Genomic DNA, 26086 nt, shown 5'->3' on the forward strand with positions numbered 1-26086 from the left:
GAACCTCGAATGCAAGCTCATGATATGCCGGCGCAGGCCGCTCTGCGCATCGACGGTGCGCGTCTCTGGAACAGTCTGATGGATCTCGCGCGCATCGGCGCGACGGAGAAGGGCGGCGTGTGCCGTCTCGCATTGACGCAACTCGACAAGCAAGGCCGCGATCTTTTTATCGCGTGGGCAAAGGAAATCGGCTGCACCGTGCGCGTGGATGCGATCGGCAACATCTTCGCGCGCCGTGCGGGCACGCGTGACGATCTTCCGCCTGTGATGACGGGCAGCCATATCGATACGCAACCGACGGGCGGCAAGTTCGATGGCAACTATGGCGTGCTGGCGGGCCTCGAAGTGTTGCGCACGCTGAATGACAATAACGTGCGTACGGTTGCGCCGCTCGAAGTTGCCGTCTGGACTAACGAGGAAGGCTCGCGCTTCGTGCCGGTGATGATGGGTTCCGGTGTATTCGCGGGCGCGTTCACGCTGGATCATGCACTCGCGCAGAAGGATCGCGACGGCGTGTCCGTGCGGGACGCGCTGGCATCGATAGGTTATGCGGGAGATCGCGTCGAGGCGCATGACGTGGGTGCGTATTTCGAAGCGCACATCGAGCAGGGTCCGGTGCTGGAGGCGAAGGACAAGGTGATCGGCGTCGTGCAAGGCGCGCTCGGTCAACGCTGGTACGACGTGACGATCGAAGGCATGGAAGCGCACGCGGGTCCGACGCCGATGGAACTGCGCCGCGACGCCTTGCTCGTCGCGGCAGATCTCATTCGCGCCGTCAATCGCATCGCAATCGATCATGCGCCGCATGGACGCGGAACGGTCGGCTGGGTCGACGTGCATCCGAACTCGCGCAATGTCATTCCGGGGCGCGTCAAGCTGACCGTTGATCTGCGCGCGCCAGACGACGCGACGCTTCTCGCAATGGACCGTGCAATGCGCGACGCATGCGAGCAAGCGGATCTGACGGTCAAGGTAGACGAAGTTGTCTACTTCGCGCCGCAACCGTTCGACGCATCGCTGGTTGCGTCGGTGCGCGAGAGCGCCGATGCGCTCGGCTTCACGTCGATGGATGTTGTGAGCGGCGCGGGTCATGACGCCGTCTATCTCGCACGCGTGGCGCCGGCAGCGATGATCTTCGTGCCGTGCAAGGACGGCATCAGCCACAACGAGATCGAGGATGCGCGCGCCGATCATCTCGAAGCAGGCTGCAATGTGCTTCTGCAAGCGATGCTGCGCGCAGCCAACGCGTCCGAAGGAGACGCAGCATGAAGATACTCATCGCCCGCATGAACCACGAGACCAACACGTTCTCGCCCGTTGCGACGCCGCTCGAAGCATTCGGGCGCGACGGTCCGTGTCATGGCGCCGAAGCGTATAACGAGAATGCCGGCATGCGTACGGCGATGTCCGCATTCATCGATGCTGCGAAGCGCGAAGATGCGGACATCGTGACGCCGATATCCGCTTCGGCAAATCCGAGCGGTCGCGTCGCCGCCGCCGCTTATGACGCGATCTGCCAGTCGATCGTCGATGCAACAGAAGGCTGCGATGCCGTGATGCTCGACCTCCACGGCGCGATGGTCGCGGAGAGTTCGCCCGATGGCGAAGGCGATTTGCTGGAACGCGTGCGACGCGCGCTGCCACATGCGCCTATTGCCGTATCGCTCGATCTGCATGCGAACGTCACGCAGAAGATGATCGACAACGCGGACGTGATCACGAGCTTCAAGACCTATCCTCACGTCGATATGTACGAGAGCGGTGAGCATGCGGCGCGACTGCTGCTCGATCTGATTCATGACAAGGCGAAGCCCGTGATCGCTTGGGCGCAGCCGCCGCTGCTCACGCATACGCTGAGGAGTTCGACAGCGGACGGTGCAATGAAACGTGCAGTCGATGCCGCGCGCGCAGCCGAAGCTGAAGATGGCGTGCTGGCCGTGTCGGTGCTATCCGGTTTCTCGCTGGCGGATATCGCCGCGCCTTGCATCAGCGTGGTCGTGGTGGCGGATGGCGAGCGCGCGAAGGCGCAGAGCGTGGCGGACCGCATCGCGCGGCAAATCTGGAACGAGCGTGACGCGTTCGTTTATCGCAGCGTGCCGCTCGCGCAATCGATCAGCGAGGGCGCTGCGCTCGCACGCGAAACGGACAAGCCCGTGCTGCTGCTCGACCACGGCGACAACTGCATGTCGGGCGGAACGTGCGACACGACCGACGCATTCGAAGAAGCGTTGAAGCAAGGACTCGATGGCATCGTCGTCGGACCTTTATGCGATCCCGAAGCTGTCGCGCAACTCTTCGCAGCCGGCGAGGGCGCAACGGTCACGATCGGCGTCGGCAACAAGCTAGCGAGCGTGGCGTCGCGAGCAAAGCCGCCGCTCGAGGTTACCGGCATAGTGCGGGCGTTGACCGATGGCGAATACATCATCAGCGGACCGACGTATACGGGACAGCGTGCGTTCATGGGCCGCGCGGCCGTGATCGAGACCGCCGCGGCGCGCATCCTTGTAACGGAACGCACGCACGAGCCGTGGGACCTGGGCGTGTTCGAGAGTGTCGGCATCGATCCACGCGGCGCGCGCTTTCTGATTCTCAAGTCGCGCATGTATTGCCGCCCCGTCTTCGTGCCGATATCGGGTGGCCTCGTCGAATGCGATAGCCGCGGTGTCACGAGTTCGGACTATGGACTCTTCGCATTCGAGAACCTGAAGCGGCCCGTCTATCCGCTGGATTCGAACGTCGAATATTGATCGAACAGAAGAGCGGCGCGCCTTTCACTTCACGAGGCGCAGCCGCTTCGTAATGATCGTGCCTTCCTTGCGATCGATGAGCCACGCTGCATCGACATGGCCCATCAATATCGATGTTCTGCGCGTGATATCCGTGGGTTCTTCATCGGTGGGCGCGTTATGCTCGATGTCGTCCGTCAGGTAGGGTGGCGCGAGCGTGCAGATGAGCACGATCGCGAAGTCATCGCTGCCATGCGCGCGGTCGAAGTTCGGAAGCACGATGCTGCCTCTGACCGTGGTTCTCGCGCTGCCTTCCTGCTTCAGTTCAATGCTGTCGAAGGTCTGAACGAAACCCTTTTCCTTGGCTTCAGGCGCAACAACGAGCTTGCGGCCGCTTTGCCCCTTTACCGTTTCCTTCAGCAGGATGGCATCCGGATCGTGAGAGGCCGCCAGGGAGACGTTCACCGTCAGCACTTTCTTCTTCGACAGATAGCGCACGCCGTATGAAACCGGAATGACGAACGTGAACGTGCGATCTGTCTGCGCGCCGGGTTGGCTCGCGGCATGCTGCGCCTTGGTCAAGGGCCGCGAAAGAAACGCCCCTACGCGGCCGGTGATCGATGCAGGCTGTCCCGGTGCTGAATGACCTGCCAGCGCATCGCGGACGTGTTCCGGATCGTCGCCGGTAAAGTTCGGTGCAAGCGCGTCGACCGACATGATGCCTTGCGCCTTGGCGCCGCTCGCGATGTCGGCAGCGCTCGCTGCACGGCCAGGCTGCGGCGCGGCCGCCAGAGCGGATACCGATACCCACGACAGCGCGCATGCGATGCACAGAGCAGAGCTACATCCACGTTTCAATAAATACACCTGCCACTCCTGGCGCGTCAGGGCCGCTCATGATGGAAGTGGCTATCTTAAAACGAAGCGGACTGTTCGGCATTTTGCATGCGTGATAATGAATTCAATCCAACCGCACATATTCGTCGATCGCCGTGAGCGCGCCGTTCGCGAGCCTTGTCGCGGCGCGCAGAAGCGCTTCCCGGAGAACCGGATTGCGTGCCAGCGATGCGGGGAAAACATCGCTTGCGCCGACGAGCGCATCGACGAGGCCTGCCGGCGTGGTCGCATCCTCCGCCGCTTTCGTGAGACGTTCGGCCAGCGGATCGCTGATCGCGTAACGGGTGCCGTCGTCCGCTCGTCCGCGGAGAAACGTGAACCATGCCGCCACCGCAAGCGCGAGCCGTTCGAACGGCTGACCCGCGTCGAGCCTTGCCTGAATGGTCGACAAAATTCGCGGCGGCATCTTCTGGCTACCGTCCATCGCAATCTGGCTGCAACGGTGTTTCAGCGCGGGATTCGCGTAGCGGTCGAGGAGCGCGTCGCGGTATGCGGCGAGATCGAACGATGCCGGTACCGCGAGCGTCGGCGCTATCTCGCGCGTCATCATCGCGTGGATCAGTGACTTCAGCGGCGGGTGGCCGACGGCGTCGCTGATCGTGTCGAAACCGGCGAGCATGGACAGATACGCGAGCGTCGAGTGTGTCGCGTTGAGCATGCGCAGTTTCGCGATCTCGAAGGGCGCGACGTCGTCGACAAGTTGCGCGCCTGCCGTTTCCCACGCAGGACGCCCGGCGGGGAAGCGATCTTCGATGACCCATTGCCTGAACGGCTCGCACGGCACGGGCACTTCATCGCCCACGCCCAGCGCCGCTTGGGCGGCTTCGCGATCCGCGTCGGTCGTGGCGGGGACGATGCGATCGACCATCGTCGACGGAAACGCGACGCGCGTCTCGATCCACGTCGCGAGCGCCGGGTCCAGCCTGCGTGCGAACGAACACACCGCCTGACGCAATGCATCGCCGTTGTGCGAGAGGTTGTCGCAGGAAAGCACGGTGAAGGGCGTGGCGTCCGCGTCGCGTCGCGCTCGCAACGCGGCGCAGAGTATGCCCGGCACGGTGGACGGCTCGTCCGGATGCGCGAGATCGTGCGCGACGCCCGCGTGCGCAAAGTCGGCATCGCCGGTTCGCGGATCGCGACAGTAGCCTTTTTCCGTAACCGTCAGCGAGACGATGCGGACCCGTTCGTCGGCGAAAAGCTCGACGAGACGTGCGCGATCGAAGGGCATCGCCAGCACTTCGCGCAATGCACGCACGACCGTCACGCGCACGCCGTCCGGCCCGCGTTCCACGACGCTGTAGAGGCCGTCCTGTGCCATCAACGCATCGCGCTTGGTGACGTCGCCCTGCAGCGTGACGCCGCAAATGCCCCAATCGCCCGGCTCGGCGAGCATCGCCTCTTCGGTATAGAGCGCTTCATGCGCGCGATGAAAGTTGCCGATGCCCAGATGCACGATGCCGATAGCTGGCTCGTGCCACTCGCGCGACAGGCAATGGCCTTCGAGTGCATTGAGCGATGTACGGGAGAGCATTGATGTCTCAGGCATTTTCGATGGCATTTTGAATTAGGAATGGGGAAAACCCGTTATTGACGTCGTAACATACTGGTATGGTAGTATCCGGCACATCGAATGCCCATTCAAGGAAATACCTATGAAGATCATCCGCGCCGACGTGATCGTGACTTGCCCCGGCCGCAACTTCGTCACGCTGAAGGTGGAAACGGACGAGGGCATCTACGGTATCGGCGATGCGACGCTCAATGGCCGCGAACTCGCTGTCGCGTCGTATCTGAAGGATCACGTATGTCCGCTGTTGATCGGGCGCGAAGCGGGCCGCATCGAAGACACCTGGCAGTTTCTCTACAAGGGCGCGTACTGGCGACGCGGCCCCGTCACGATGACCGCAATCGCCGCCGTCGACATGGCGCTCTGGGACATCCTCGGCAAGGCCGCGAACATGCCGCTCTACAAGCTGCTCGGCGGTGCGTCGCGCGACGGCGTGATGGTCTACGGACACGCAACCGGCCGCGACATCCCCGAAGCGCTCGACCGCTACGCGGAGCATATCGAAGAGGGCTACAGGGCGATTCGCATCCAGTGCGGCGTGCCGAACATGCGTTCGGTTTATGGCGTCGCGAAGGGCGACGGCATGTATGAGCCGGCGACGAAGGGTGCGGTCGAGGAGCAGAGCTGGTCCTCCGAAAAGTACCTGGATTTCGTGCCGAAACTCTTTGAAGCCGTGCGCGACAAGTTCGGTTTCGACACGCATCTGCTGCACGATGTGCATCACCGGCTTACGCCGATCGAAGCGGCGCGGCTCGGCAAATCGGTCGAGCCGTATCGCCTGTTCTGGATGGAGGATCCGACGCCCGCCGAGAATCAGGCCGGCTTCCGTCTGATCCGCGAGCACACCGTGACCCCGATTGCGGTGGGCGAGGTGTTCAACAGCATCTGGGACTGCAAGCAGCTGATCGAAGAGCAACTGATCGACTACATCCGCGCGACGCTCACGCATGCGGGCGGCATCACGCATCTGAAGCGCATCGCCGATTTCGCATCGCTGTATCAGGTCCGCACGGGCTGCCACGGTCCTTCGGATCTGTCGCCGGTCTGCATGGGCGCAGCGCTGCACTTCGACTTGTGGGTGCCCAACTTCGGCGTGCAGGAGTACATGGGCTTTCCGAAGGAAGCGCTCGATGTGTTCCCGCATGCATGGTCGTTCGATCGCGGGATGATGCACCCGGGCGAAGCGCCGGGGCACGGTGTAGACATCGACGAAAAGCTCGCCGCAAGGTATCCGTACGATCCGGCGTACTTGCCGGTGGCGCGCCTCGAAGACGGCACGCTCTGGAACTGGTAATCGCGTTTGGTTTAAGGCATTCAAAACACAAGATACCGGAGACAGACATGGCACACAGGGAAACCAGCGCGATGCTGCGCCGGGTGGCAGCGGCATCGACCATCGGCACGGCGGCGGAGTATTACGACTTCTTCGTGTACGGCACGGCAGCGGTGCTCGTGTTCGGCGCAAAATTCTTTCCGAGCCACGATCCGCTGATCGGCACGCTGGCCGCGTTCGCCACGTATGCGGTCGGGTTCGTCGCGCGGCCTGTGGGCGGTATCGTGTTCGGGCATTTCGGCGACAAGATCGGCCGCAAGAAAGCGCTGATTGGCACCATTCTGATCGTGGGTCTGGGCACGTTCGCCATCGGCTTGTTGCCGGATTACTCGCAGATCGGCATCTGGGCGCCGGCGGCGCTTGTGCTGATCCGCGTGCTGCAAGGCTTCGGCGTCGGCGGCGAGCAGGCCGGCGCGGTCTTGCTCACCGCCGAATATGCGCCGCCGCGCGAACGCGGCTTCTTCGCGAGCCTCGTGCAGCTCGGCGCGCCCGCGGGCTTTCTGATCCCATCGGGCATCTTCGCCGTTCTGACCGCGATGCTCACGCACGAACAACTGATGGACTGGGGCTGGCGTCTGCCATTTCTCGGCAGCATCGTGCTTGTCGTCGTCGGGCTTTATATTCGACTGCGCACCGACGAATCGCCGGTGTTCGCGGCGATCCGCGAGACCAAGGCGGTCGAATCGCGGCCCGTCGTGGAAGTGGTGAAGCAGCACGGCGCGACGATCGTGAAGGGTGTCGGCGCGAAGCTGATCGAGGCTTGCACGTTCGCGATGTACACGATGATCGTGCTCGCCTACGGCCGCGCGCACGGCATCGCCGACTCGCTGCTTCTGCAGACGATCATCGTCGCGGTCGTGCTCGAACTGATTGCGATCCCGCTCGCGGGCGCACTGTCGGACCGCATCGGTCGGCGCGCGACATTCATCGCGGGCGCAGTGCTGCATGTGCTGCTCGTCATGCCGCTCTTTCACGCTATCGATAGCGGCAGCCGCCTCGCGATCCAGACCGTGATGATTCTCGCGATCACCGTCGGCCACAGCCTTTGTTATGCGCCGCAAGCATCGCTCTTTCCCGAGCTCTTTCCGGCACGCGTGCGATGCAGCGGCATTGCGCTCATCTGGCAGATCGGTTCGCTGATCGGCAGCGGCGTGCTAGGTCTCGTCGCGGTGAAGCTGATTCAGGCGACGGGCGGAAGCTCGATCGGTCTCATCGTGTACGTTGCCGCGCTCGGCATCGTCTCGACGATCTCGCTTCTGCTTCTGCCCGAGACCGCGCCGGCGCGCGTCGGCCGTGATCTGCACGACTGGGGCGCGCCGCAACACGATGCCGCGATCGCCGGATCGAACGCAGAACCGGCGCTCGCCGCCCGCCGTTGATTGCATGCGAAACGCTTTATACAAAGTGCAAACTGCAGATTCCAGGACATAGATCATGCTCGCAGCCGTTCTACACGAACCGAAGAAGCTCGTCATCGACGAGATCGACACGCCCGAACCAGAACCCGGACAGGTGCAGATTCGCGTGCGCGCGGGCGGCATCTGCGGGTCGGATCTTTCGTATTACTTCAAGGGCAAAAGCGGCGACTTCGCCGTGCGCGAGCCGTTCGTGCTCGGTCACGAAGTCGCGGGCGAGATTGCCGCGCTGGGCGAGGGCGTGACGGGCCTTGCAGTCGGCCAGCGGGTCGCGGTGAATCCGGGCCTGAATTGCGGAACGTGCCGCTTTTGCGTGAAAGGCATGCCGAACCATTGCCTGAAGATGCGCTTCATGGGCAGCGCGTCGACGTTCCCGCATATGCAGGGCATGTTCCGGCAATACATCACGGCAGCCGCGCGGCAATGCGTCCCGGTGCCGGATACCCTCGATTTCGCGCAGGCGTCGATGGCCGAGCCGCTTGCTGTCGCGCTGCACGCGTTGAAGCTCGCCGGCCCGCTCGTCGGCGCGAAGATGCTGCTCGTGGGTTGCGGGCCGATCGGCTGCATCGTGCTGGCCGCCGCGCGGCGCGCGGGCGCGCATCGCATCGTCGCGCTCGATCTTGCTGACAAGGCGCTCGCGATGGCGGCGTCGCTCGGCGCCGACGAGACCGTGCTCGCGAACGATCAGGCGCGCATCGATGCCTGGTCGCGCGAACGCGGCACCTTCGACGTCGTGATCGAGGCATCGGGCAGCCCCGCCGGTCTCGACACCGCGTTGCGCTCGGTGCGTGCGGGCGGCACGGTGATCCAGCTCGGAAATCTGCCGGCCGGTCAGTCGCCGGTCGCGGCGAACCTCGTGATGGCGAAAGAGCTGCGTTATCAGGGCTCGTTCCGCTTCACCGATGAATACGCGATCGCCGCGGATGAAATCGCCTCGCAGCGCATCGACCTTCGTCTGCTGATGACGCACGCATTTCCGCTCGCCGAAGCGAATCGTGCATTCGAAGTCGCGCTGGATCGCTCTCAATCGATGAAGGTGCATCTCCAGTTCGACTGACGGGCGCCACTTGGCATCGGCATTCAAAATTCATCATTCATGAAACCGCCGGACCGGAAGGCCACAAGAAGCGGTGCATCGGAGACTCGACATGATCAAAAGTCAGCGGTGGTTCGTCGTCGGCCTGCTGTTCCTCGCGGGCGTCGTCAACTATCTCGACCGCGCGGCGCTTTCCATCGCCGCTCCGCTCATCCAGAAAGACCTGCATTTCACGCATGCACAGATGGGCATCGTGTTCAGCAGCTTTTTCATCGGGTATGCATTATTCAATTTTGTCGGCGGCGTGCTGTCGGACAGGATCGGCGCGAAGAAAGTCTTCGGCGGCGCAATGGGCATCTGGTCGCTGTTTTGCGGTGCGACTGCGCTGGCGAGCAGTCTCGTGTCGCTGATCGTACTGCGCGTGCTCTTCGGCATGGGAGAGGGACCGTTCAGCTCGTCGAACAGCAAGATGGTGAACAACTGGTTTCCGCGTCGTGAAGTGGCGAGCGCGATCGGGGTCATCAGTTCGGGGACGCCGCTGGGCGGCGCGCTCGCCGGCCCGGTCGTCGGTTACATGGCGATCCAGTTCGGCTGGCGCTGGGCGTTCGTCATCATCATGATGATCGGCTTCGCGTGGCTCGTGCTTGGGCGCTTTCGACGACCGAGCATCCGCAACAGAACAAGCGCGTCACGCAGGCCGAACTCGATCTGATCGTCGCGGGCCAGCAGGACGCCGCGTCGATGGAGCACGGCATGCACGGCAAGCAGGCGAACCTCGGCTTTTATCTGCGTCAGCCGATCATCCTCGCCACGGCATTCGCGTTTTTTGCATACAACTACGTGCTGTTCTTCTTTCTCTCGTGGTTCCCGACGTATCTGACCGAAGCGCATCACATGTCCCTGCGCGACATGAGCTTTGCGACGGTGATTCCGTGGCTGCTCGGCAGCATCGGGCTCGCGGCGGGCGGCTTCATCACCGATGCGATTTTGCGTATCACAGGCAAGCCGCTCATGTCGCGCCGCATCGTGCTGACCGTGTGCCTCGGCATGGCGGCGCTGTGCGTCGCGTTCGCGGGGCGCGTGGAGAGCACGCAGGGCGCGGTGGCGTTGATGTCCGTGACGATCTTCTTCCTCTATGTAACCGGGTCCGTGTACTGGGCCGTGATTCAGGACACGGTGCGGCGCGAAAACGTCGGCGGCGTGGGCGGTTTCGTGCATCTGCTCGCGAATCTCGCGGGCGTGATCGGACCGGCGGTGACGGGCTTCATCGTCGAGGCGACGCACGGCGCGTATGGCAGCGCCTTCGTTCTGGCCGGCGCGATCGCGGTGCTCGGCGCGCTGTGTTCGCTCGTATGGATTCGCGAGCCGAAAGCGCGCGCGAAGCGTGAAAGCGCGGCGAGTGCTGCGTGATAGTATCGGGAAGCGAGGCGCGCGAACGTGGCTCGCTTTCTCCTCATTAGCGTTCAGGTTCAATCATGCAAGACGGTATCGTGTCGAATGGCTCGGCTGCAGTGCGGCGTGCGCGCGTACGCAGGCCGCTCGCATCGCAGAAGTTCGAATTGCCCGATCTGACTTCGGCGATATCGCACGACTCGCATGAGCCCATCGGCAAGCAGATTTTTCGGGCGCTGCGTCAGGCTATCTTCGCGGGACAACTCGTGCCCGGCACGCCGCTTTCCGAAAAGGAAGTCGCGGAGATGTTCCAGGTTTCGCGGCAGCCGGTGCGCGAGACCTTCATCAAGCTCGTCGAGGCGGGCGTGCTGCAAGTGTTGCCTCAGCGCGGCACCTTCGTGAAAAAGATCTCGCCGCGTCAGGTGCGCGAAGGGCGTTTCATTCGCGAGGCGATCGAAACGGCGGTCGCGCGCAAGGCCGCGGTCGCCATCACCGATTCGCAACTCGACGATCTCGCCGCGAATCTTCGCGAGCAGAAGAGCGCATCGAAAGTGAACGACACCACTGCCTTTCTCGCACTCGATGAACAGTTCCACATGCAGATCGCGCAATCGATCGACTGCGTCGCTGCATGGGACACGATCCAGGACATCAAGGCGCAGATGGATCGCGTGCGTTATCTGAGCTTGCCGGATGTATCGCCGCTCGATCTGCTCATCAAGCAGCATGCGCGCATCGTGAGCGCGTTGAAGGCGCATGATCCCGATGGCGCCGAGGAAGCGATGCGCGCGCATCTGCGCGAGATTCTGGTGTCGTTGCATCCGATCGCGGAACGCAATCCCGATTGGTTCGAGCCCGACGAGCCGGAGCGGGTGGCCTTGGGAAGCTGATTGAAAGGACAGCGCTATACTGACCATCCTTTCACCGCATGCCGATCCGCGGGCCCATTCCGCGGCGCACGTCCAAAATTGGCTGAACACAACTTAGAAAAACTCAAGATCGACCGGGGTCCGTCTGCCGCGATGCCGCGGCGCCGGCGCAACTGGCTTCGTTACGCCATCATCGTTGCGATTCTGCTCGCGCTCATCGGCGTGGCGTTTCGTCTCACCGGCCCGCAGGCCGTCGAAACCGCCACGGTCACGTCGGTGTATCCGTCGCAGAGCTATACGCTTCTGAACGCCACGGGCTATGTCGTGCCGCAACGCAAGGCCGCAGTCGCATCGAAAGGACAAGGGCGCGTCGAATGGCTCGGCGTGCTCGAAGGCACGCCGGTGAAGGAAGGGCAGATCATCGCGCGGCTGGAGAGCAATGACGTGGCTGCGTCGCTCGCGCAGGCCCAGGCGCAGGTCAAGGTCGCGCGGGCGAATCTCGAGTTGCAGCGCGCCGAACTGAAGAACGCGGAAGTCGATCTCAAGCGCTACAAGATCCTCGCACCGCAAGGCGCGATTCCGGCGACACAGTACGATGCCGCGCTCGCCCGCTTCGACAAGGCCAAGGCGTCGATCAACAGCGACGAAGCCGCGATCGTCTCCGCGCAAGCCAACGCGCAGGCAGCGCAAGTAGCCGTCGATCAAACCGTGATTCGCGCGCCCTTCGACGGCGTCGTGATCGAGAAGCACGCGAATGTCGGCGACAACATCACGCCGTTCTCATCGGCGTCGGACAGCAAGGGCGCGGTTGTCACCATCGCCGACATGAAGACGCTCGAAGTCGAAGCCGATGTCGCCGAGTCGAACATCGCGCGCATCGCTGTCGATCAGCCGTGCGAGATTCAACTCGATGCGCTGCCCGACGCGCGCTTCGCGGGCCGCGTGTCGCGCATCGTGCCGACGGTCGATCGATCCAAAGCCACCGTGCTCGTGAAAGTGCGTTTCGTCGAACGCGATTCGCGCGTGCTGCCCGATATGTCCGCGAAAGTCGCGTTCCTGTCGAAGCCGGTGCCGCCCGAGGAGAAGAAGGCGGTTGTCGCCGTGCAGCCATCGGCGGTCGTCACGCGCGATGGCAGGAAAGTGGTCTACGTGGTCGATCACGACGCCGCGCGCGAAGTGCCGGTGACGACGGGCGAGCGCATCGGCGATCTGCTAGCCGTGCAGGGCGTGAAGCCCGGCGACGTGCTCGTGCTCGCGCCCGGCGACAAGATCAAGGACGGCGCCAAAGTCACGCTGGCGAAGAAATAACGTGAGCACGACGCCTCTCGTTCAGATCAGCCACGTCGCGAAGTCGTATCGGCGCGGCGTGCAGACCGTGCCGGTGCTCACCGACATCACGTTGTCCATCGCGGAAGGCAATTTCGTCGCGTTGATGGGGCCGTCGGGTTCGGGCAAGAGCACGCTGCTCAACCTGATCGCGGGCATCGACCGGCCCGATAGCGGCGAGTTGCTCGTCGGCGGACTCGATATCACGCGCCTGCCCGAAGCCGCGCTTGCCGACTGGCGCGCGGCGAACGTCGGCTTCATCTTCCAGTTCTATAACCTGATGCCGGTGCTGTCCGCGTTCGAGAACGTCGAGTTGCCGCTGATGCTCACGCGCCTCACGCGCCACGAGCGCAAGGAACGCGTCGCGATGGTGCTCGACATGGTCAACATGGCCGATCGCATGAGTCACTATCCGTCGGAGCTGTCGGGCGGGCAGCAGCAGCGCGTCGCGATCGCGCGTGCGCTGATCACGGACCCGAAGCTGATCGTCGCCGACGAACCGACCGGCGATCTCGACCGCAGCTCCGCCGCCGATGTCCTCGCGATGCTGCAACGTCTCAACGACAAGCTCGGCAAGACCATCATCATGGTGACGCATGACGCGCACGCGGCCGGCGCGGCGAAGGCGCTCGTGCATCTGGAGAAAGGCGAGCTGATCGATGGAACCGTGGGCTAAGCCATCATGTTCGTGTTCAAGCTGATCCTGCGCAACGCGCTGCGGCACAAGCTGCGCACCACGCTGACGGTGCTCGGGCTGACCATCGCGGTGCTCGCATATGGTCTTTTGCATACCGTCGTCGATGCGTGGTATGCAGGCGCCGCGGCTGCATCGAACGCGCGGCTCGTCACGCGCAATGCAATCTCGCTCGTGTTTCCGTTGCCGCTCGCCTATGAGAACCGCATACGCGGCGTCGAGGGCGTGACGCTCGTTGCGCGCTCGAACTGGTTCGGCGGCGTGTATCGCGATCCGAAGAACTTCTTCGCGCAGTTCGCCGTGTCCGACAACTATCTCGATCTCTATCCCGAGTTCATCGTGCCCGAGCAGCAACGCGCCGATTATCGACGCGATCGCAAAGGCGCGCTCATCGGCCGGCAGCTCGCGGATCAATACGGCTTCAAGGTCGGCGACGTCATTCCGCTCAAGGGCACGATCTATCCGGGAACATGGGACTTCGTCGTGCGCGGCATCATGGAAGGGCGCGACGAATCGACCATTACGCGGCAACTGATTTTTCACTACGACTATCTGAACGAGACGATCCGCAAGACGACCAAGCGCAATGTCGATCAGGTCGGCGTGTACGTGGTCGGCATCAAGGATCCGGACGAAGCGGCTGTCGTGTCGCGCAAGATCGACAATGTCTTCAAGAACTCGCTCGCCGAAACGCTGACGGAAACGGAGCAGGCGTTTCAGCTCGGCTTCGTCGCAATGTCGAATCAGATCATCGCGGCGATACGCGTCGTGTCATATGTAGTGATCCTGATCATCATGGCGGTGATGGCGAACGCGATGGCAATGAGCGCGCGCGAGCGCATCACCGAATACGCGACATTGAAGGCGCTCGGCTTCGGCTCCGCATTTCTATCGGTGCTCGTGTTCGGCGAATCGATGGCAATCTGCGCGATCGGCGGTGGCATCGGCATCCTGGCGACGCCGCCGATGGCCGAAGTCTTCAAGCACGCCACAGGCGGCGTGTTCCCGGTCTTCATGGTGTCGCACGAGACGATGCTTCTGCAGGCCGCATGCGCGTTCGCCGTCGCGATGGCAGCGGCGATCGTGCCGGCGGTGCAGGCGAGCCGCGTGCGCATCGTCGAAGGCCTGCGGGCGATCGGCTGAGGACGCGCGATGGCCATTCCCGTTTCCTACGTCGCACGCAATCTCTGGGCGCGCCGTCTCACGACCATGCTGACGGCAGGCGGTCTCGCGCTCGTGGTGTTCGTGTTCGCGACCGTGCTGATGCTCGACGCGGGACTGAAGAAAACGCTCGTATCGACGGGCGAAGCGGACAACGTCGTCGTGATCCGAAAGGGCGCGGAGACGGAGATACAGAGCGCGATCGACCGCAATCAGGCGAACGTGATGGAGATGCATCCGTCGGTCGCGATGAACGGCGACGGCGAGCCGCTCGCATCGAAGGAAACCGTCGTGCTGATCTCGCTCACCAAGCTCGGCACCAACACGCCCGCCAACGTCGTGATTCGCGGCGTCTCGCCGATGGGCGTGCAATTGCGTCCGCAAGTGAAGCTCACGGCGGGGCGCATGTTCAGGCGCGGCTCGTCGGAGATCATCGTGGGCAGCAGCATCGCGAAGGGGTTCGGCGGCACGCGCATCGGCGACTCCCTGCGTTTCGCGCAGCGCGACTGGACCGTGGTCGGCCATTTCGATGCGGGCGGCAGCGGCTTCGATTCGGAAATATGGGGCGACGTCGATCAGTTGATGCAATCGTTCCGGCGCACGAGTTATTCGTCGATGGTCGTGCGGCTCGCCCGCAGCGATGCATTCGAGCGCTTTCGCGGCGATATCGACGTGGACCCGCGCCTCGCCGACGAAGCGAAGCGCGAACAGGTGTTCTACGGCGATCAGTCGAAGGCGCTGTCGACGTTCATCAATATCCTCGGCTTCACGCTGTCGATCATCTTTTCGATCGCGGCGATGATCGGGGCGATGATCACGATGTACGCGTCGGTGGCCAATCGTGTCGCGGAGATCGGAACGTTGCGCGCGCTCGGCTTCAAGCGCTTCGACGTGCTCGGGGCGTTCCTGCTCGAAGCGTTGTTGCTCGGGCTCGTCGGCGGCGTGGCCGGACTTTCGTGCGCCGCGCTGATGCAGTTCGCTTCGTTTTCCACGACCAATTTTCAGACCTTCGCGGACTTGTCGTTCCGCTTCATCCTGACGCCTTCGGTGATCGGAAAGACACTCGGGTTCTCGCTCGCGATGGGACTCGTCGGCGGATTCCTGCCGGCGATGCGGGCGTCGCGGATGAATATCGTGGACGCGCTGCGCGCGCGATGATCCCGTTTCGTCGAACGGTCGCTCCGAAAGTATTCAATATTCAACATGCATTGTGCGGCGTAGAGTCGAGATCACCCGAACTCGATCTCGAAGGAGTTTCATCATGCCGCTCGTCAGAATCTCGCTCATGAAAGGCAAGCCGCGCGAGCATATCCGCGCGATCTCGAACGGCGTGCACGAAGCGCTCGTCGAAGCGTTCAAGGTCCCCGCCGACGACCGCTTTCAATTGATCGATGAACACGAGCGCGACCACTTCATTTACGATCCCGGTTATCTCGGTGTCGAACGCAGCGACGACGTCGTGTTCATCCACATCACCGCGAGCGACTGGCGCGACACGGCGACGAAGAAAGCGTTCTACAAGACACTGGTGGCGAAGCTCGCGGCATCGCCCGGACTGCGGCCCGACGACGTGATGATCGCGCTCGCGCCGAATCGCCGCGAAGACTGGTCGTTCGGACGCGGACTCGCGCAGTACGTGGAGGACGCGGCCTGACCGAAAACCGCAAAGGAGCCGTATCCACGATGAACCCGACGACCCTGAAAGGCGCGTGTCACTGCGGCGCGATCACCTTCGAAGTCGAAACTTCGCCGGAACCCGCCGCGCGCTGCAATTGCAGTTTCTGCCGAAGGCGCGGCGCGGTCATGTCGCCGCCCTTTGTCAAAGAGAAGTTGCGCATCTTGTCGGGCGAGGACGAACTCACGCTTTATCAATTCAACACGCAGGTCGCGAAGCATTACTTTTGCAAGCGCTGTGGAATTTACACGTTCCATCAAACGCGTTCGAATCCTGCTGAATGGCGCGTGAACCTCGGCTGTGTCGATGGCGTGGATGCGTATTCGCTCGATGCACCCGTCAAGGACGGCGCGAGCAGTTCGGTAGTGGGGCGCGCATAGCAGCGTCGCCATGTGGGTGAAGGGTGCCGGGAACGCGGCGTGCTACAACCCGGCACCCACAAGCCGTTCGCGTTCGATGTTCAAGGCGCAACCGCGTTTCCGAGAACGGCGTTCGATAACAACACTCACATGGAGCGCCGTCATGGCACACAAGCCTTCCAACGAACCCGACGCGGTACGCCGGCGTCTGCTTGCCGCGTTCGCCAGCACGGCGATGCTGTCGGCCTGCGGTGGCGGCGGCAGCGACGATGACTCGGGCACCGTCACGCCCACGAGTCCCATCGGCACGATTCCGTCCGATCGCGCGAATCTGCCGCGTCCGGCGTTGCCCGCGCCGGAGACTTCGGGCATCGATCACATCGTGCTCGTGACGATGGAAAACCGCTCCTTCGATCACATGCTCGGCTGGGTGCCGGGCGCGGAGGGCGTGCAGGCTGGCAAGCAGTTCACCGATGCGTTCGGCACGGTGCAATCGACATTCGCGCTGTCGGCCAACGCTGCGTTTGGTTATCAAGGCTGCCAGTTTGCCGATCCCGATCACGCCTACGACGCAGGCCGCACGCATCTCGCGAACGGCGCGATGAACGGCTTCCTGCTCACGCCGGATACGAACAAGACGCGCGGCGATCTGCTGCCGATCGGTTACTTCACCGGCAGCGATCTCGAGTTCTATCGACAGGCGGCGACGCAATACACCGTCTGCGATTACTACATGAGCGGCATTCTCGCCGACACGTTTCCGAACCGCGTCTATCTGCATAGCGGCGAAACGGATCGCTTGAGCGATACGCTCGATACGTCGTCTCTATCGACGATCTGGGACCGGCTCGATGCGAAGAACGTGTCGTCGAAGTATTACTTTCATGACGTGCCGTTCACGGCGCTTTACGGCACGCGTTACGTCGGCCGCTCGAAGCTCTTTTCCGATTTCCTGTCCGATGCGGCGGGCGGCAATCTGCCGTCGTTCTGCATGGTCGATCCGAGCTTTGCCGGCGAGGCGAACGGCACGTCCAACGACGATCATCCTCATGCCGATGTCCGCAACGGCCAGGTCCTGCTCGCGCAAATCTACGAAGCGCTGCGCACGAGCCCGAACTGGAGCAAGACGCTCATGATCGTCGTCTACGACGAGTGGGGCGGATTCTTCGAGCATGTCGCGCCGCCGGTCAAGTCGCTGTCGGAGGCGGAACAGAAGCTCGGCAACGACGGCCGCTTGGGTTTTCGTGTGCCATGCGTATTGCTCGGACCGCGCGTGCGCGCGAACAACGTGGCGCGCTATCCGTTCGATCCGAGTTCGATCCATCAACTGCTTGCCTGGCGCTTCGGGCTCGATCCGCTGGGCGTGCGCGCGAGCGATCCGACCACGTTCAACATGGCTTACGCGCTCGATCTGAGCGATGCGCCACGCACCGATGCGCCCGCGATTACGGTGGCGCAAGGGCCGTTCGGACTCGAATGCTCGAACACGGCGTCGACAGGATCGGGTCTCGAGACCATCGACAAGTCGCGGACGGCGGAAGCAGCGGAGGGCGCATCGCAGACGCCGACGCCCGGCGGGCGCTTCGCCGACTTGCGCGCCAAGGCAACTGCGCTGGGATTCCCTTCTTCGTGATTTCCTGATCGACGCGCTATGCACCGCGCGCGAAGTCGAGCGTCATGAGGACCGAATCGTGATACGTGCCGTCGATCTTCAGCGCACGCGGCTCGCGCGCGTATTCGACGAATCCCGCCGCGCGATACAGCCTCATTGCAGCGAGATTGTCCGGCGCGACTTCGAGCTTGATTTCGTCGACGATGCCCCGCGCGTACGCAAGCACGGCATCGACGAGCGCAGCGGCAAGTCCCGTGCCGCGCGCACTCTCGCGCACGTACATGCCCCAGAGAACGCCTTTGTGCCGGAGCTTTGCGCCCGTCGGCACGAGCAGCCCGGCTACCCCGGCTAACATGCCATCGCGGCCGTCGCCACCGAACACCGCGTGATCCGCGATGCGCGCGCCGAACCAGTCGGGCGTCTGCATGCGCTCGTCGTCATACGAAGCGCCGAACGACGTTGGATAACGCTGCAGGCCTTCGAGACGAATATCGCGGAACGCTTGTGCGTCGGCGGGCGTCAGGCGTCTGATCGGCGGGATGATGGCATTCTGCATAACGCATGCAATGAACAAATGGGGGGACATCCATGATAGCCGGGCGCCTCACATCTCCTCTTCGCAGACGGACGAATCGGAAATAAATCCTTAGCCCATGCCCCGATCGAATGTCTTCAGGTAATTGTCACCATCGGGTAATCATAAAGACGACGCCCTTGTTGCCACCGGTGCGCTTTACAAAGCAGGGCGAATCCAATATTTCTGAAGGCGGCTTCACGAACCAACGAAAAGGGAACACGGCCATGACCCGTCTGATTCGAACGTTCGCTTTCCTCTTCGCGCTGGCATTGCTCTCCACGTCGCTCGCGCTTGCCTGCACGCGCACGCTCTATGTCGGCGACAAGGGCCTCGTCATCACCGGCCGTTCGATGGACTGGTCCGAGGACATGCGTTCCAATCTCTGGGTGATGCCCGCGGGCATCGAACGCGATGGCAACGCGGGGCCGCGCTCGATCAAATGGAAATCGAAGTACGGCAGCGTGGTGGTGTCGGGTTATGAAATTGGCACGGTGGACGGCATGAACGAGCGCGGGCTCGTCGCCAATGCGCTCTATCTCGCGGAGACCGATTACGGCAAGCCCGACCCGAAGCGCGATCCGATGTCTATCAGTCTGTGGGCGCAATATGCGCTCGATAACTTCGCGACCGTCGGGCAAGCCGTGTATGTGATGTCGCGCGAACCGTTCCAGATCATCGCGCCGCCCCTGCCCAACGGCAAGCCGCTGACGATCCATCTTTCTCTTTCCGATGCGCGCGGCGACTCTGCGATCTTCGAGTACATCAACGGCAAGCTCATCATTCATCAAGGCAAGAAGTACAAGGTGATGACCAACTCGCCGATCTACGATGAACAGCTTGCTATCGATACTTACTGGAGAAGCGTCGGCGGCATGGGCTTCTTGCCGGGCACGAATCGCGCGGCGGACCGCTTCGTGCGCGCGTCGTTTCTGCTCGATGCGATTCCGAAGCAGGCCGATGCGAATTACATGGCGGGCGTGCCGCAGCAGTCGTACGCGTTCCAGGCCGTCGCGAGCGTGATGAGTCTCATGCGTTCGGTGAGCGTGCCGCTCGGCATCAGCACGCCGGAGCAGCCGAATCTGTCGTCGACGATATGGCGCACGGTCTCGGATCAGCAGAACCTGATCTATTACTTCGATTCAGCGACGCGGCCCGATACGTTCTGGGTGTCGCTCAAGAAGCTCAACCTGAATCCAGGCGCGCCGGTGATGAAGCTGACGATCGATTCGGGACAGGTCTTCTCCGGCGAGACGGCGGGCAGCTTCGTCGCGACGCAGCCTTTCGCGTTCATGCCCGCGAAGGCGCCATGAGCCAGCATTTGCCTCGACGTTGTCGCGGCTCCGCACGAAACGGGGCATCGATTTCGCCCGCGCAGGTAAAATAGTGTCCTTTTGCCCCCGGTGATCCTGTGCAAGGCATGAAGCGCACGGCATTCAGCGGCCCGGCGCTCGTTCGCCTGCTGGCACATTTTGCCGATCTCGACGTTCACGAACCCGCTCAATCGCTCGCGGACCGCCTGAGCCAATGGCTCGGCTGGACCGATGCGATTGCGCTGTCCACTGCGCTCGCATCCGATCCGCCCGCCGCGTCGGGCGCGCGATCCGTTGCGCGCGAGGTGGAAGAAGAGTGCGCGCGCGTGCGCAATTCGCTCGCAGGCGCATTCGCACGCGAGGAAGCGGCCGTGCGCCGCAGGAATCGTGCGCCGGTGAAGCCGTCGTCCGACGATGCGCCCATCGACTACGCGGACTTTCGTCAGCGCTATGTGTCCTTGCAGCAAGCGATGGAATCCGACATCGGTGCGCTGCGCACGCGTCTGCGATCGACACTCGCGACGAAATCGCCGGACATGGCGCGTCTCGCCGTCGTCGATGCCGTGATGGAACAGGCGTTGAGCGCGCGCGAACGCAGTCTGCTCGGCAACGTGCCCGCGCTGCTCGGCAAGTATTTCGAGCGTCTGAAGCGCGCTCAAGCCGCTGTCGAGACATCGGCGCCGAATGCATGGCTCGACGTGTTTCGCAAGGATCTGCAGAGCGTGCTGCTCGCCGAACTGGATGTTCGTTTTCAACCGATCGAAGGCTTGCTCGCGGCTCTTCGGCCCCGCTAACTGGCTCGCTATGCCCCGAAATCTTTTGAACATCGCTGTATTTTCGATTGGCCTCGCCGCGGTGCTCGGCATCGGCATTGCATACGTCACGTCGAATGCGATCGCGTTCGCCGTCACGCTCGTGATCGCCGCATGCTATCTCGCGGGCGCGGCGGAATTGCGCCGCTATCAACAGATCACCGGCTCGCTCGAACAGGCCGTCGCACAACTCTCGACCGCGCCGCGCAGCCTCGCCGTGTGGCTCGACAGCCTCGATCCGAGCCTGCGCAATGCGGTGCGTCTGCGTGTCGAAGGCGAGCGCGCGCCGTTGCCCGGTCCGGTGCTCGCGCCGTATCTCGTCGGTCTGCTCGTGTTGCTCGGCATGCTCGGTACGCTGCTCGGCATGGTCGCGACCTTGCGCGGCACCGGCACGGCGCTGCAAAGCGCATCCGATCTGACGGCGATCCGCGCATCGCTTTCCGCGCCCGTGACGGGGCTGGGCTTCGCGTTCGGCACGTCGATCGCGGGTGTCGCGACATCCGCGATGCTCGGCCTGCTGTCGGCGCTGTGCCGTCGCGAGCGTCTTCATGTCACGCAGCAACTCGACGTGAAGATCGCGACGACACTTCGCGTCTTCACGCAGGCGCATCAACGCGACGAAACGTTCAAGCTGCTGCAGCTTCAGACCGAACTGATGCCGAAGCTCGTCGATCGTCTTCAGTCGATGACGATCGCAATCGAACAGCAAAGCCTCGCCGCGAGCGAGCGTCAGATCGCGAGTCAGGATGCGTTTCATGCGAAAGCGGAGACGTCGTATCGGCGGCTCGCAACATCGGTCGAACTGTCGTTGAAGCAAAGCGTTGCCGATAGCGCGCGCGCCGCGAGCGCCGCGTTGCAGCCCGTCATGCAGGCGACGATGGATGGCATCGCGCGCGAAGTCACCGCGTTGCACGGCAATGTCGAGCAGGCGGTGGCGCGTCAACTGGAAGGCTTGTCGAGCGGCTTCGAGGCATCGTCGGCGAAGGTCGCGGACATCTGGAACGCATCGCTCGCGAAGCACGCGCAGTCGAACGCAACGCTCGTCGGCGAGATGAGCGCGTCGCTCGATCGCTTCGCGCAAGCATTCGAGCAACGTTCGACGCATCTCGTCGATGGCGTGTCCGCGCAAATGGATCGCGTGTCGGGCGCGCTGGCGTCGTCGGTTGCGAAGCACGAGCAATCGCGCGATGCGCTCGTCGCACGCATGGATGCATCGCTGGAACGCTTCGCACAGACTTTCGATACGCGTTCGTCCGGCTTGATCGACGATGTGTCCGCGCGCCTCGAAACCGCGACGGGCAACATGTCGCAAGCGTGGACCGATGCGCTCGCACAGCACGCGCGCGCGAGCGAGCAGGCAGCCGCGCAGAACCGGAACGCGTTGACGACCGCGGCGGCCAGCTTCGAGCAACATGCAGCGGCGCTCGTGCAATCGGTCGATCGTTCGCATGCGGATTTACGCGCCGAACTCGCGCAAAGCGGGGAAGAGCGCCTCGCCGCATGGAGCAGCGCGCTCGACTCGATGACCGGTTCGTTGCGCGAGCAATGGCAGCAAACGAGCGACGTCGCGGCGAATCGTCAGAAGGACATCTGCGATGCCCTCGCGCAAACCGCGCGCGACATGTCCGCGCAATCGCAGACACACGCGAGCGCGACCATCGCGGAGATCGAGCGGCTCGTGCAGGCTGCATCGGAAGCACCGAAGGCAGCCGCCGAAGTCGTCGCCGAAATGCGTCAGAAGCTGTCCGATTCGATGGTCCGCGATACCGCGATGCTCGATGAACGCAGCCGCTTGCTCGCCACCGTCGAGACATTGCTCGGCGCGGTGAACCTCGCATCGAACGAGCAACGCGCCGCGATCGATGCGCTCGTCGACACATCGGCGACGCTGCTCGAACGCGTCGGCGCGCAGTTCACCGGCACGGTCGAAGCCGAGGCCGGCAAACTCGTTTCGATGGCCGCGCAAGTGACGACGAGCGCCGTCGAAATGGCGAGCCTCTCGGATGCGTTCGGCGCGGCCGTGCAGTCTTTCGGCGAATCGAACGACAAGCTCGTCGCGCATCTCGAACGCATCGAAAGCGCGCTCGACAAATCGCTTGCGCGCAGCGATGAACAGCTCGCGTATTACGTTGCGCAGGCGAAGGAAGTGATCGATCTGAGCATGATGTCGCAGAAGCAGATCGTCGAGGACTTGCAGCATATCGCCGGGCAACGCGTGGCCGGAGCGCGCGCCGCATGAACGAGGAAATCGACGGCGGCGCGGAACACGCCGCGCCGATCTGGGCCGCGTTCGCCGATCTGATGTCGGTGCTGCTGGGCGCGTTCGTGCTGATACTCGTCGGCGTGATCGGCGTGCAGTTGCAGCTGGAGAACAAGCTCGACGAAGAGGTGAAGCATCGTCAGGAAGAGACGCAGCGCCGCAAGACGCTGGAACAGGCGCTCGCGGGACCGCTCGCATCGGGACGCGTGACGCTCGTGAACGGTCGCATCGGCATCAGCGGCAGCGTGCTTTTCGCGCTCAATTCCGATCAATTGCAGCCGCAGGGCCGCGATGTGCTGAAGAGTCTCGCAGCGCCGCTTTCGACGTATCTGCGTGCGCATGAAGAGATTCTCATGGTGAGCGGTTTCGCCGACGATCAGCAAGTCCACGAAGGCAACCGCCGATTCGCGGACAACTGGGAGCTTTCAGCGAAACGCGCACTGACGGTCATGCGCGCGTTGATCGATGCGGGCGTGCCTTCGTCGTCGGTGTTCGCGGCGGCGTTCGGCTCGGAACAGCCGGTGAGTTCCAATGCCGATGAAAGCGGGCGCGCGAAGAATCGTCGCGTGGAGATTTCAGCTGTGCCGCGTTCGTCGGATGGCGCGGTGAAGGCGCATGAGTAACGTGGCCTCTGCACGCGCGATACTCGAAGCATGGCGCGCGAATGGCGACGATCGCGCGAATCCCGTGCGCTTCCATCTGATCGATGCGCTGGACAAGCGCGCGGCCGCGTATGAAGGCGAGGCGCGTCGCCTGCTCGATGAACGTGTCGCGCAATTGCTCGATGCGTATCGAAGCGATATGGAACGTGCTGCATCTTCGGATGCACCGATAAGCGATGCCGATGTGCGCGGTCCGCTGGCAACGCTGATCGCTGACATCGCCAAAGCATCTTCGATGCATGGAACATCTCATGCGGAGTTGCTCGATTACTTTCGCGCGGTATGGTCGAAAGTCAGTGCGGAAAAGCAGTTGCGCGATTCGCTCGCACAGGTGCCCCGAAACGCAGGACCGCTCAATTCGAGCAGTCTCGTGCATCGTTCGTTGTCGCTGATGCGCGAAGTATCGCCGGGTTATCTCCAGCAATTTCTTGCCTACGTCGATGCGCTTTCGTGGATGGAAGAGTTGAACGGGCCGACTGTGACCGTCGCGAAAGAAGCGTCGGGTGCGAAGAAGGGCGGACGCAAGAAGAAGTGATGAAGCGCCGCGCGATTCATCGATCGCGCGGCGTGCAGTCTGTTACGCGAGCCAGCCTTTGATCGTGCTCGACATCACGTTCGTCGAAATGCCGTAGCGATCGTGCAGCGTAGGCAACGCGCCTGCATCGAGGAACGCATCGGGCAATGCGATCTGACGATAAGCCGGCGCGACCCCCGCCGTCAGCAGTGCGGTTGCCACCGCTTCGCCGAGCCCGCCGATCACCGTATGGTTTTCCGCCACCACGACGAGACGTCCCGAGCGCTTCGCTTCGCGGACGATCGTCTCCGTGTCGAGCGGCTTGATCGTCGGCACATGCAGCACGGCGACATCGACGTTATCGGCTTGCAATGCCTTCGCGGTTTCGAGCGCGCGCATCGTCAGAATGCCCGACGAAATGATGAGCACGTCCCGGCCATCGCGCAGCAGCTTCGCCTTGCCGAGTTCAAAGCGATAGTCGTATTCGTCGAGCACGGCGGGCACGTTGCCGCGCAAGAGACGCGCATACACCGGACCTTTGTGCGCGGCGATCGCGGGCACCATCTGTTCGATATCGAGCGCATCGCACGGATCGATCACGGTCATGTTCGGCATCGCGCGCATCAGTGCGAGGTCCTCCGCGGCTTGATGGCTCGGGCCGTAACCCGTCGTGAGTCCCGGCAGCGCGGCGACGATCTTTACATCGAGATTGTCTTCCGCGATCGTTTGATGGATGAAGTCATACGCACGGCGCGTCGCGAATACCGCGTACGTCGTGACGAACGGCTGCGCGCCTTCGTGTGCGAAGCCCGCAGCCGCGCCCATCAGCAATTGCTCGGCCATACCCATCTGGTAGTAACGCTCGGGGAATGTCTTCGCGAAGATATGCAGGTCCGTGTACTTGCCGAGATCGGCCGTCATGCCGATGATATTCGTCTTCGTGCGCGCTTCTTCCACGAGCGCATGGCCGAAGGGCGCCGAACGCGTGACCTGTCCTTCGCTTGCGATCGACGCGATCATCGCGGATGTCTTCAAACGAGTGCTCATGCTTGTCTCCCTGCTTCGAGTGCTTGCAGCGCCAGTTGCCATTCATGGGCATCGACGCGGATGAAGTGGTTTTTCTCGCGTTGTTCGAGAAAGGGCACGCCACGGCCCATCTGCGTATCGCATACGATGATGCGCGGCTTCGCGTCCTCAAGATTGCGCGCGTTGTCGAAAGCGTTCTTCACCGCATCGATGTCGTTGCCGTTCACGCGCTGCACGTACCAGCCGAATGCTTCGAGCTTGTCGACGAGCGGCTCGAACGACATGATCTGCGTCGACGGGCCATCCGCCTGCTGATTGTTCACATCGACCATTGCGATGAGATTGTCGAGCTTCCAGTGCGCCGCCGACATCAAACCTTCCCAGATCGAGCCTTCATCGAGCTCGCCATCGGAGAAGAGCGTGTACACGAAAGACTTCGAGCCCTTGCGCTTCAGACCGAGGCAGCGGCCCACAGCGATCGTGAGACCTTGCCCGAGCGACCCGCCGGACATTTCCATGCCGGGCGTGTAGCTTGCCATGCCGGACATCGGCAGACGGCTATCGTCGCTGCCATACGTTTCGAGTTCCTCTTGCGGCAGGATGCCTGCTTCGAAGAGCGCGGCATACAGCGCAATTGCATAGTGACCGTTCGACAGAAGGAAGCGGTCGCGGCCTTCCCATTCGGGATCGTCGGGGCGGTAGTTCATCGCGCCGAAGTAGGCGACGGCCAGCACATCGGCGATATCGAGCGCCTGGCCGATGTAACCTTGACCTTGCACTTCGCCCATCAGAAGGGCATTGCGGCGGATACGATAGGCGCGCTCGGCGAGCGTCACCTCTTCGATAACGGGAGCATTCATGCG

General features: G+C 62.9%; 23 protein-coding genes and 1 pseudogene. 19 read left to right on the forward strand and 5 right to left on the reverse strand.

Translation table 11 applies throughout. The annotated features are described in order from the left end of the window. Positions 1–9 precede the first annotated feature (9 nt). Both QCE49_RS21295 and QCE49_RS21300 read left to right on the forward strand, forming a co-directional pair. The gene (locus QCE49_RS21295; RefSeq protein ID WP_250457236.1) at positions 10–1269 is read left to right on the forward strand and encodes a Zn-dependent hydrolase; all 1260 of its coding nucleotides are present in this window, start codon (positions 10–12) and stop codon (positions 1267–1269) included. Next, a complete protein-coding gene (locus tag QCE49_RS21300; RefSeq protein ID WP_250457238.1) occupies positions 1266–2747 on the forward strand; it encodes a M81 family metallopeptidase in 1482 nt (493 codons plus the stop codon). Before QCE49_RS21295 ends, QCE49_RS21300 begins: the two co-directional genes overlap by 4 nt. A 24-nt stretch (positions 2748–2771) precedes the next feature. Here QCE49_RS21300 and QCE49_RS21305 read toward each other — a convergent pair whose 3' ends face one another. Then, positions 2772–3593, reverse strand: a complete 822-nt coding sequence (locus QCE49_RS21305; protein ID WP_250457240.1) for a hypothetical protein — start codon at positions 3591–3593, stop codon at positions 2772–2774. Positions 3594–3687: 94 nt separating this feature from the next. Beyond that, the gene (locus QCE49_RS21310) at positions 3688–5154 is read right to left on the reverse strand and encodes a mannitol dehydrogenase family protein (protein WP_250457242.1); all 1467 of its coding nucleotides are present in this window, start codon (positions 5152–5154) and stop codon (positions 3688–3690) included. Positions 5155–5275: 121 nt separating this feature from the next. Between QCE49_RS21310 and manD the strand changes: the two genes are divergently transcribed. The 12 genes and pseudogenes from manD (at position 5276) to QCE49_RS21370 (ending at position 18083) form a co-directional block, all read left to right on the forward strand. Further along, positions 5276–6484 (forward strand): D-mannonate dehydratase ManD, encoded by a 1209-nt coding sequence (gene manD / locus QCE49_RS21315; RefSeq protein WP_250440914.1) that lies wholly within the window; start codon positions 5276–5278, stop codon positions 6482–6484. 47 nt (positions 6485–6531) lie between these two features. After that, the gene (locus QCE49_RS21320; RefSeq protein WP_250457246.1) at positions 6532–7902 is read left to right on the forward strand and encodes an MFS transporter; all 1371 of its coding nucleotides are present in this window, start codon (positions 6532–6534) and stop codon (positions 7900–7902) included. A 55-nt stretch (positions 7903–7957) separates the two neighbouring features. Beyond that, on the forward strand, positions 7958–8995 hold the full coding sequence (locus QCE49_RS21325) for an L-idonate 5-dehydrogenase (RefSeq protein WP_008347875.1): 1038 nt from the start codon (positions 7958–7960) through the stop codon (positions 8993–8995). Between the two features lie 91 nt (positions 8996–9086). After that, positions 9087–10384, forward strand: a pseudogene (locus QCE49_RS21330) (MFS transporter). 65 nt (positions 10385–10449) lie between these two features. After that, positions 10450–11256 (forward strand): GntR family transcriptional regulator, encoded by an 807-nt coding sequence (locus QCE49_RS21335; protein ID WP_008347879.1) that lies wholly within the window; start codon positions 10450–10452, stop codon positions 11254–11256. A gap of 132 nt (positions 11257–11388) precedes the next feature. Beyond that, positions 11389–12543, forward strand: a complete 1155-nt coding sequence (locus tag QCE49_RS21340; protein WP_239294906.1) for an efflux RND transporter periplasmic adaptor subunit — start codon at positions 11389–11391, stop codon at positions 12541–12543. Position 12544: 1 nt separating this feature from the next. Continuing rightward, positions 12545–13237: an ABC transporter ATP-binding protein gene (locus tag QCE49_RS21345; RefSeq protein WP_008347883.1), complete on the forward strand. Its 693-nt coding sequence runs from the start codon at positions 12545–12547 to the stop codon at positions 13235–13237. A gap of 6 nt (positions 13238–13243) precedes the next feature. Continuing rightward, entirely contained in the window at positions 13244–14398 is a 1155-nt protein-coding gene (locus QCE49_RS21350) for an ABC transporter permease (protein WP_250457249.1), read from the forward strand. Positions 14399–14407: 9 nt separating this feature from the next. Next, complete coding sequence (locus tag QCE49_RS21355; protein ID WP_250457251.1) at positions 14408–15574, forward strand: ABC transporter permease; 1167 nt, start codon at positions 14408–14410, stop codon at positions 15572–15574. Positions 15575–15677: 103 nt separating this feature from the next. Further along, positions 15678–16070, forward strand: a complete 393-nt coding sequence (locus tag QCE49_RS21360; RefSeq protein WP_008347888.1) for a tautomerase family protein — start codon at positions 15678–15680, stop codon at positions 16068–16070. Positions 16071–16099: 29 nt separating this feature from the next. Next, positions 16100–16471, forward strand: a complete 372-nt coding sequence (locus QCE49_RS21365) for a GFA family protein (RefSeq protein ID WP_008347889.1) — start codon at positions 16100–16102, stop codon at positions 16469–16471. Between the two features lie 142 nt (positions 16472–16613). Next, positions 16614–18083 (forward strand): alkaline phosphatase family protein, encoded by a 1470-nt coding sequence (locus tag QCE49_RS21370; protein ID WP_250457253.1) that lies wholly within the window; start codon positions 16614–16616, stop codon positions 18081–18083. A 16-nt stretch (positions 18084–18099) separates the two neighbouring features. Here the strand turns inward: QCE49_RS21370 and QCE49_RS21375 are convergent, their stop codons facing one another. Beyond that, on the reverse strand, positions 18100–18618 hold the full coding sequence (locus tag QCE49_RS21375; RefSeq protein ID WP_175980725.1) for a GNAT family N-acetyltransferase: 519 nt from the start codon (positions 18616–18618) through the stop codon (positions 18100–18102). Positions 18619–18863: 245 nt separating this feature from the next. Between QCE49_RS21375 and QCE49_RS21380 the strand changes: the two genes are divergently transcribed. The 5 genes from QCE49_RS21380 to QCE49_RS21400 all read left to right on the forward strand — a co-directional run bounded on the left by QCE49_RS21380 (position 18864) and on the right by QCE49_RS21400 (position 24218). Then, the gene (locus QCE49_RS21380; protein ID WP_008347896.1) at positions 18864–19949 is read left to right on the forward strand and encodes a linear amide C-N hydrolase; all 1086 of its coding nucleotides are present in this window, start codon (positions 18864–18866) and stop codon (positions 19947–19949) included. A gap of 107 nt (positions 19950–20056) precedes the next feature. Beyond that, positions 20057–20743 (forward strand): DUF3348 domain-containing protein, encoded by a 687-nt coding sequence (locus tag QCE49_RS21385; RefSeq protein WP_250457255.1) that lies wholly within the window; start codon positions 20057–20059, stop codon positions 20741–20743. 10 nt (positions 20744–20753) lie between these two features. Continuing rightward, positions 20754–23000 carry a DUF802 domain-containing protein gene (locus QCE49_RS21390; protein ID WP_250436470.1) on the forward strand — a complete coding sequence of 749 codons (2247 nt, stop codon included), beginning with the start codon at positions 20754–20756 and terminating at the stop codon, positions 22998–23000. Then, a complete protein-coding gene (locus QCE49_RS21395; RefSeq protein WP_008347904.1) occupies positions 22997–23644 on the forward strand; it encodes an OmpA family protein in 648 nt (215 codons plus the stop codon). The genes QCE49_RS21390 and QCE49_RS21395 overlap by 4 nt, the downstream gene beginning before the upstream one ends. Then, positions 23637–24218, forward strand: coding sequence for a DUF2894 domain-containing protein (locus QCE49_RS21400; RefSeq protein WP_250436471.1), 582 nt, complete (start codon positions 23637–23639; stop codon positions 24216–24218). Before QCE49_RS21395 ends, QCE49_RS21400 begins: the two co-directional genes overlap by 8 nt. Positions 24219–24260: 42 nt before the next feature. On the opposite strand, the gene QCE49_RS21405 is transcribed toward QCE49_RS21400, so the two are convergent. After that, on the reverse strand, positions 24261–25244 hold the full coding sequence (locus QCE49_RS21405; protein ID WP_250436472.1) for a transketolase family protein: 984 nt from the start codon (positions 25242–25244) through the stop codon (positions 24261–24263). Next, positions 25241–26083, reverse strand: a complete 843-nt coding sequence (locus tag QCE49_RS21410) for a transketolase (protein WP_008347910.1) — start codon at positions 26081–26083, stop codon at positions 25241–25243. The genes QCE49_RS21405 and QCE49_RS21410 overlap by 4 nt, the downstream gene beginning before the upstream one ends. Between the last annotated feature and the right edge of the window lie 3 nt (positions 26084–26086).

This window comes from Caballeronia sp. LZ008, from assembly GCF_031451435.1.
GTDB lineage: Bacteria > Pseudomonadota > Gammaproteobacteria > Burkholderiales > Burkholderiaceae > Caballeronia > Caballeronia zhejiangensis.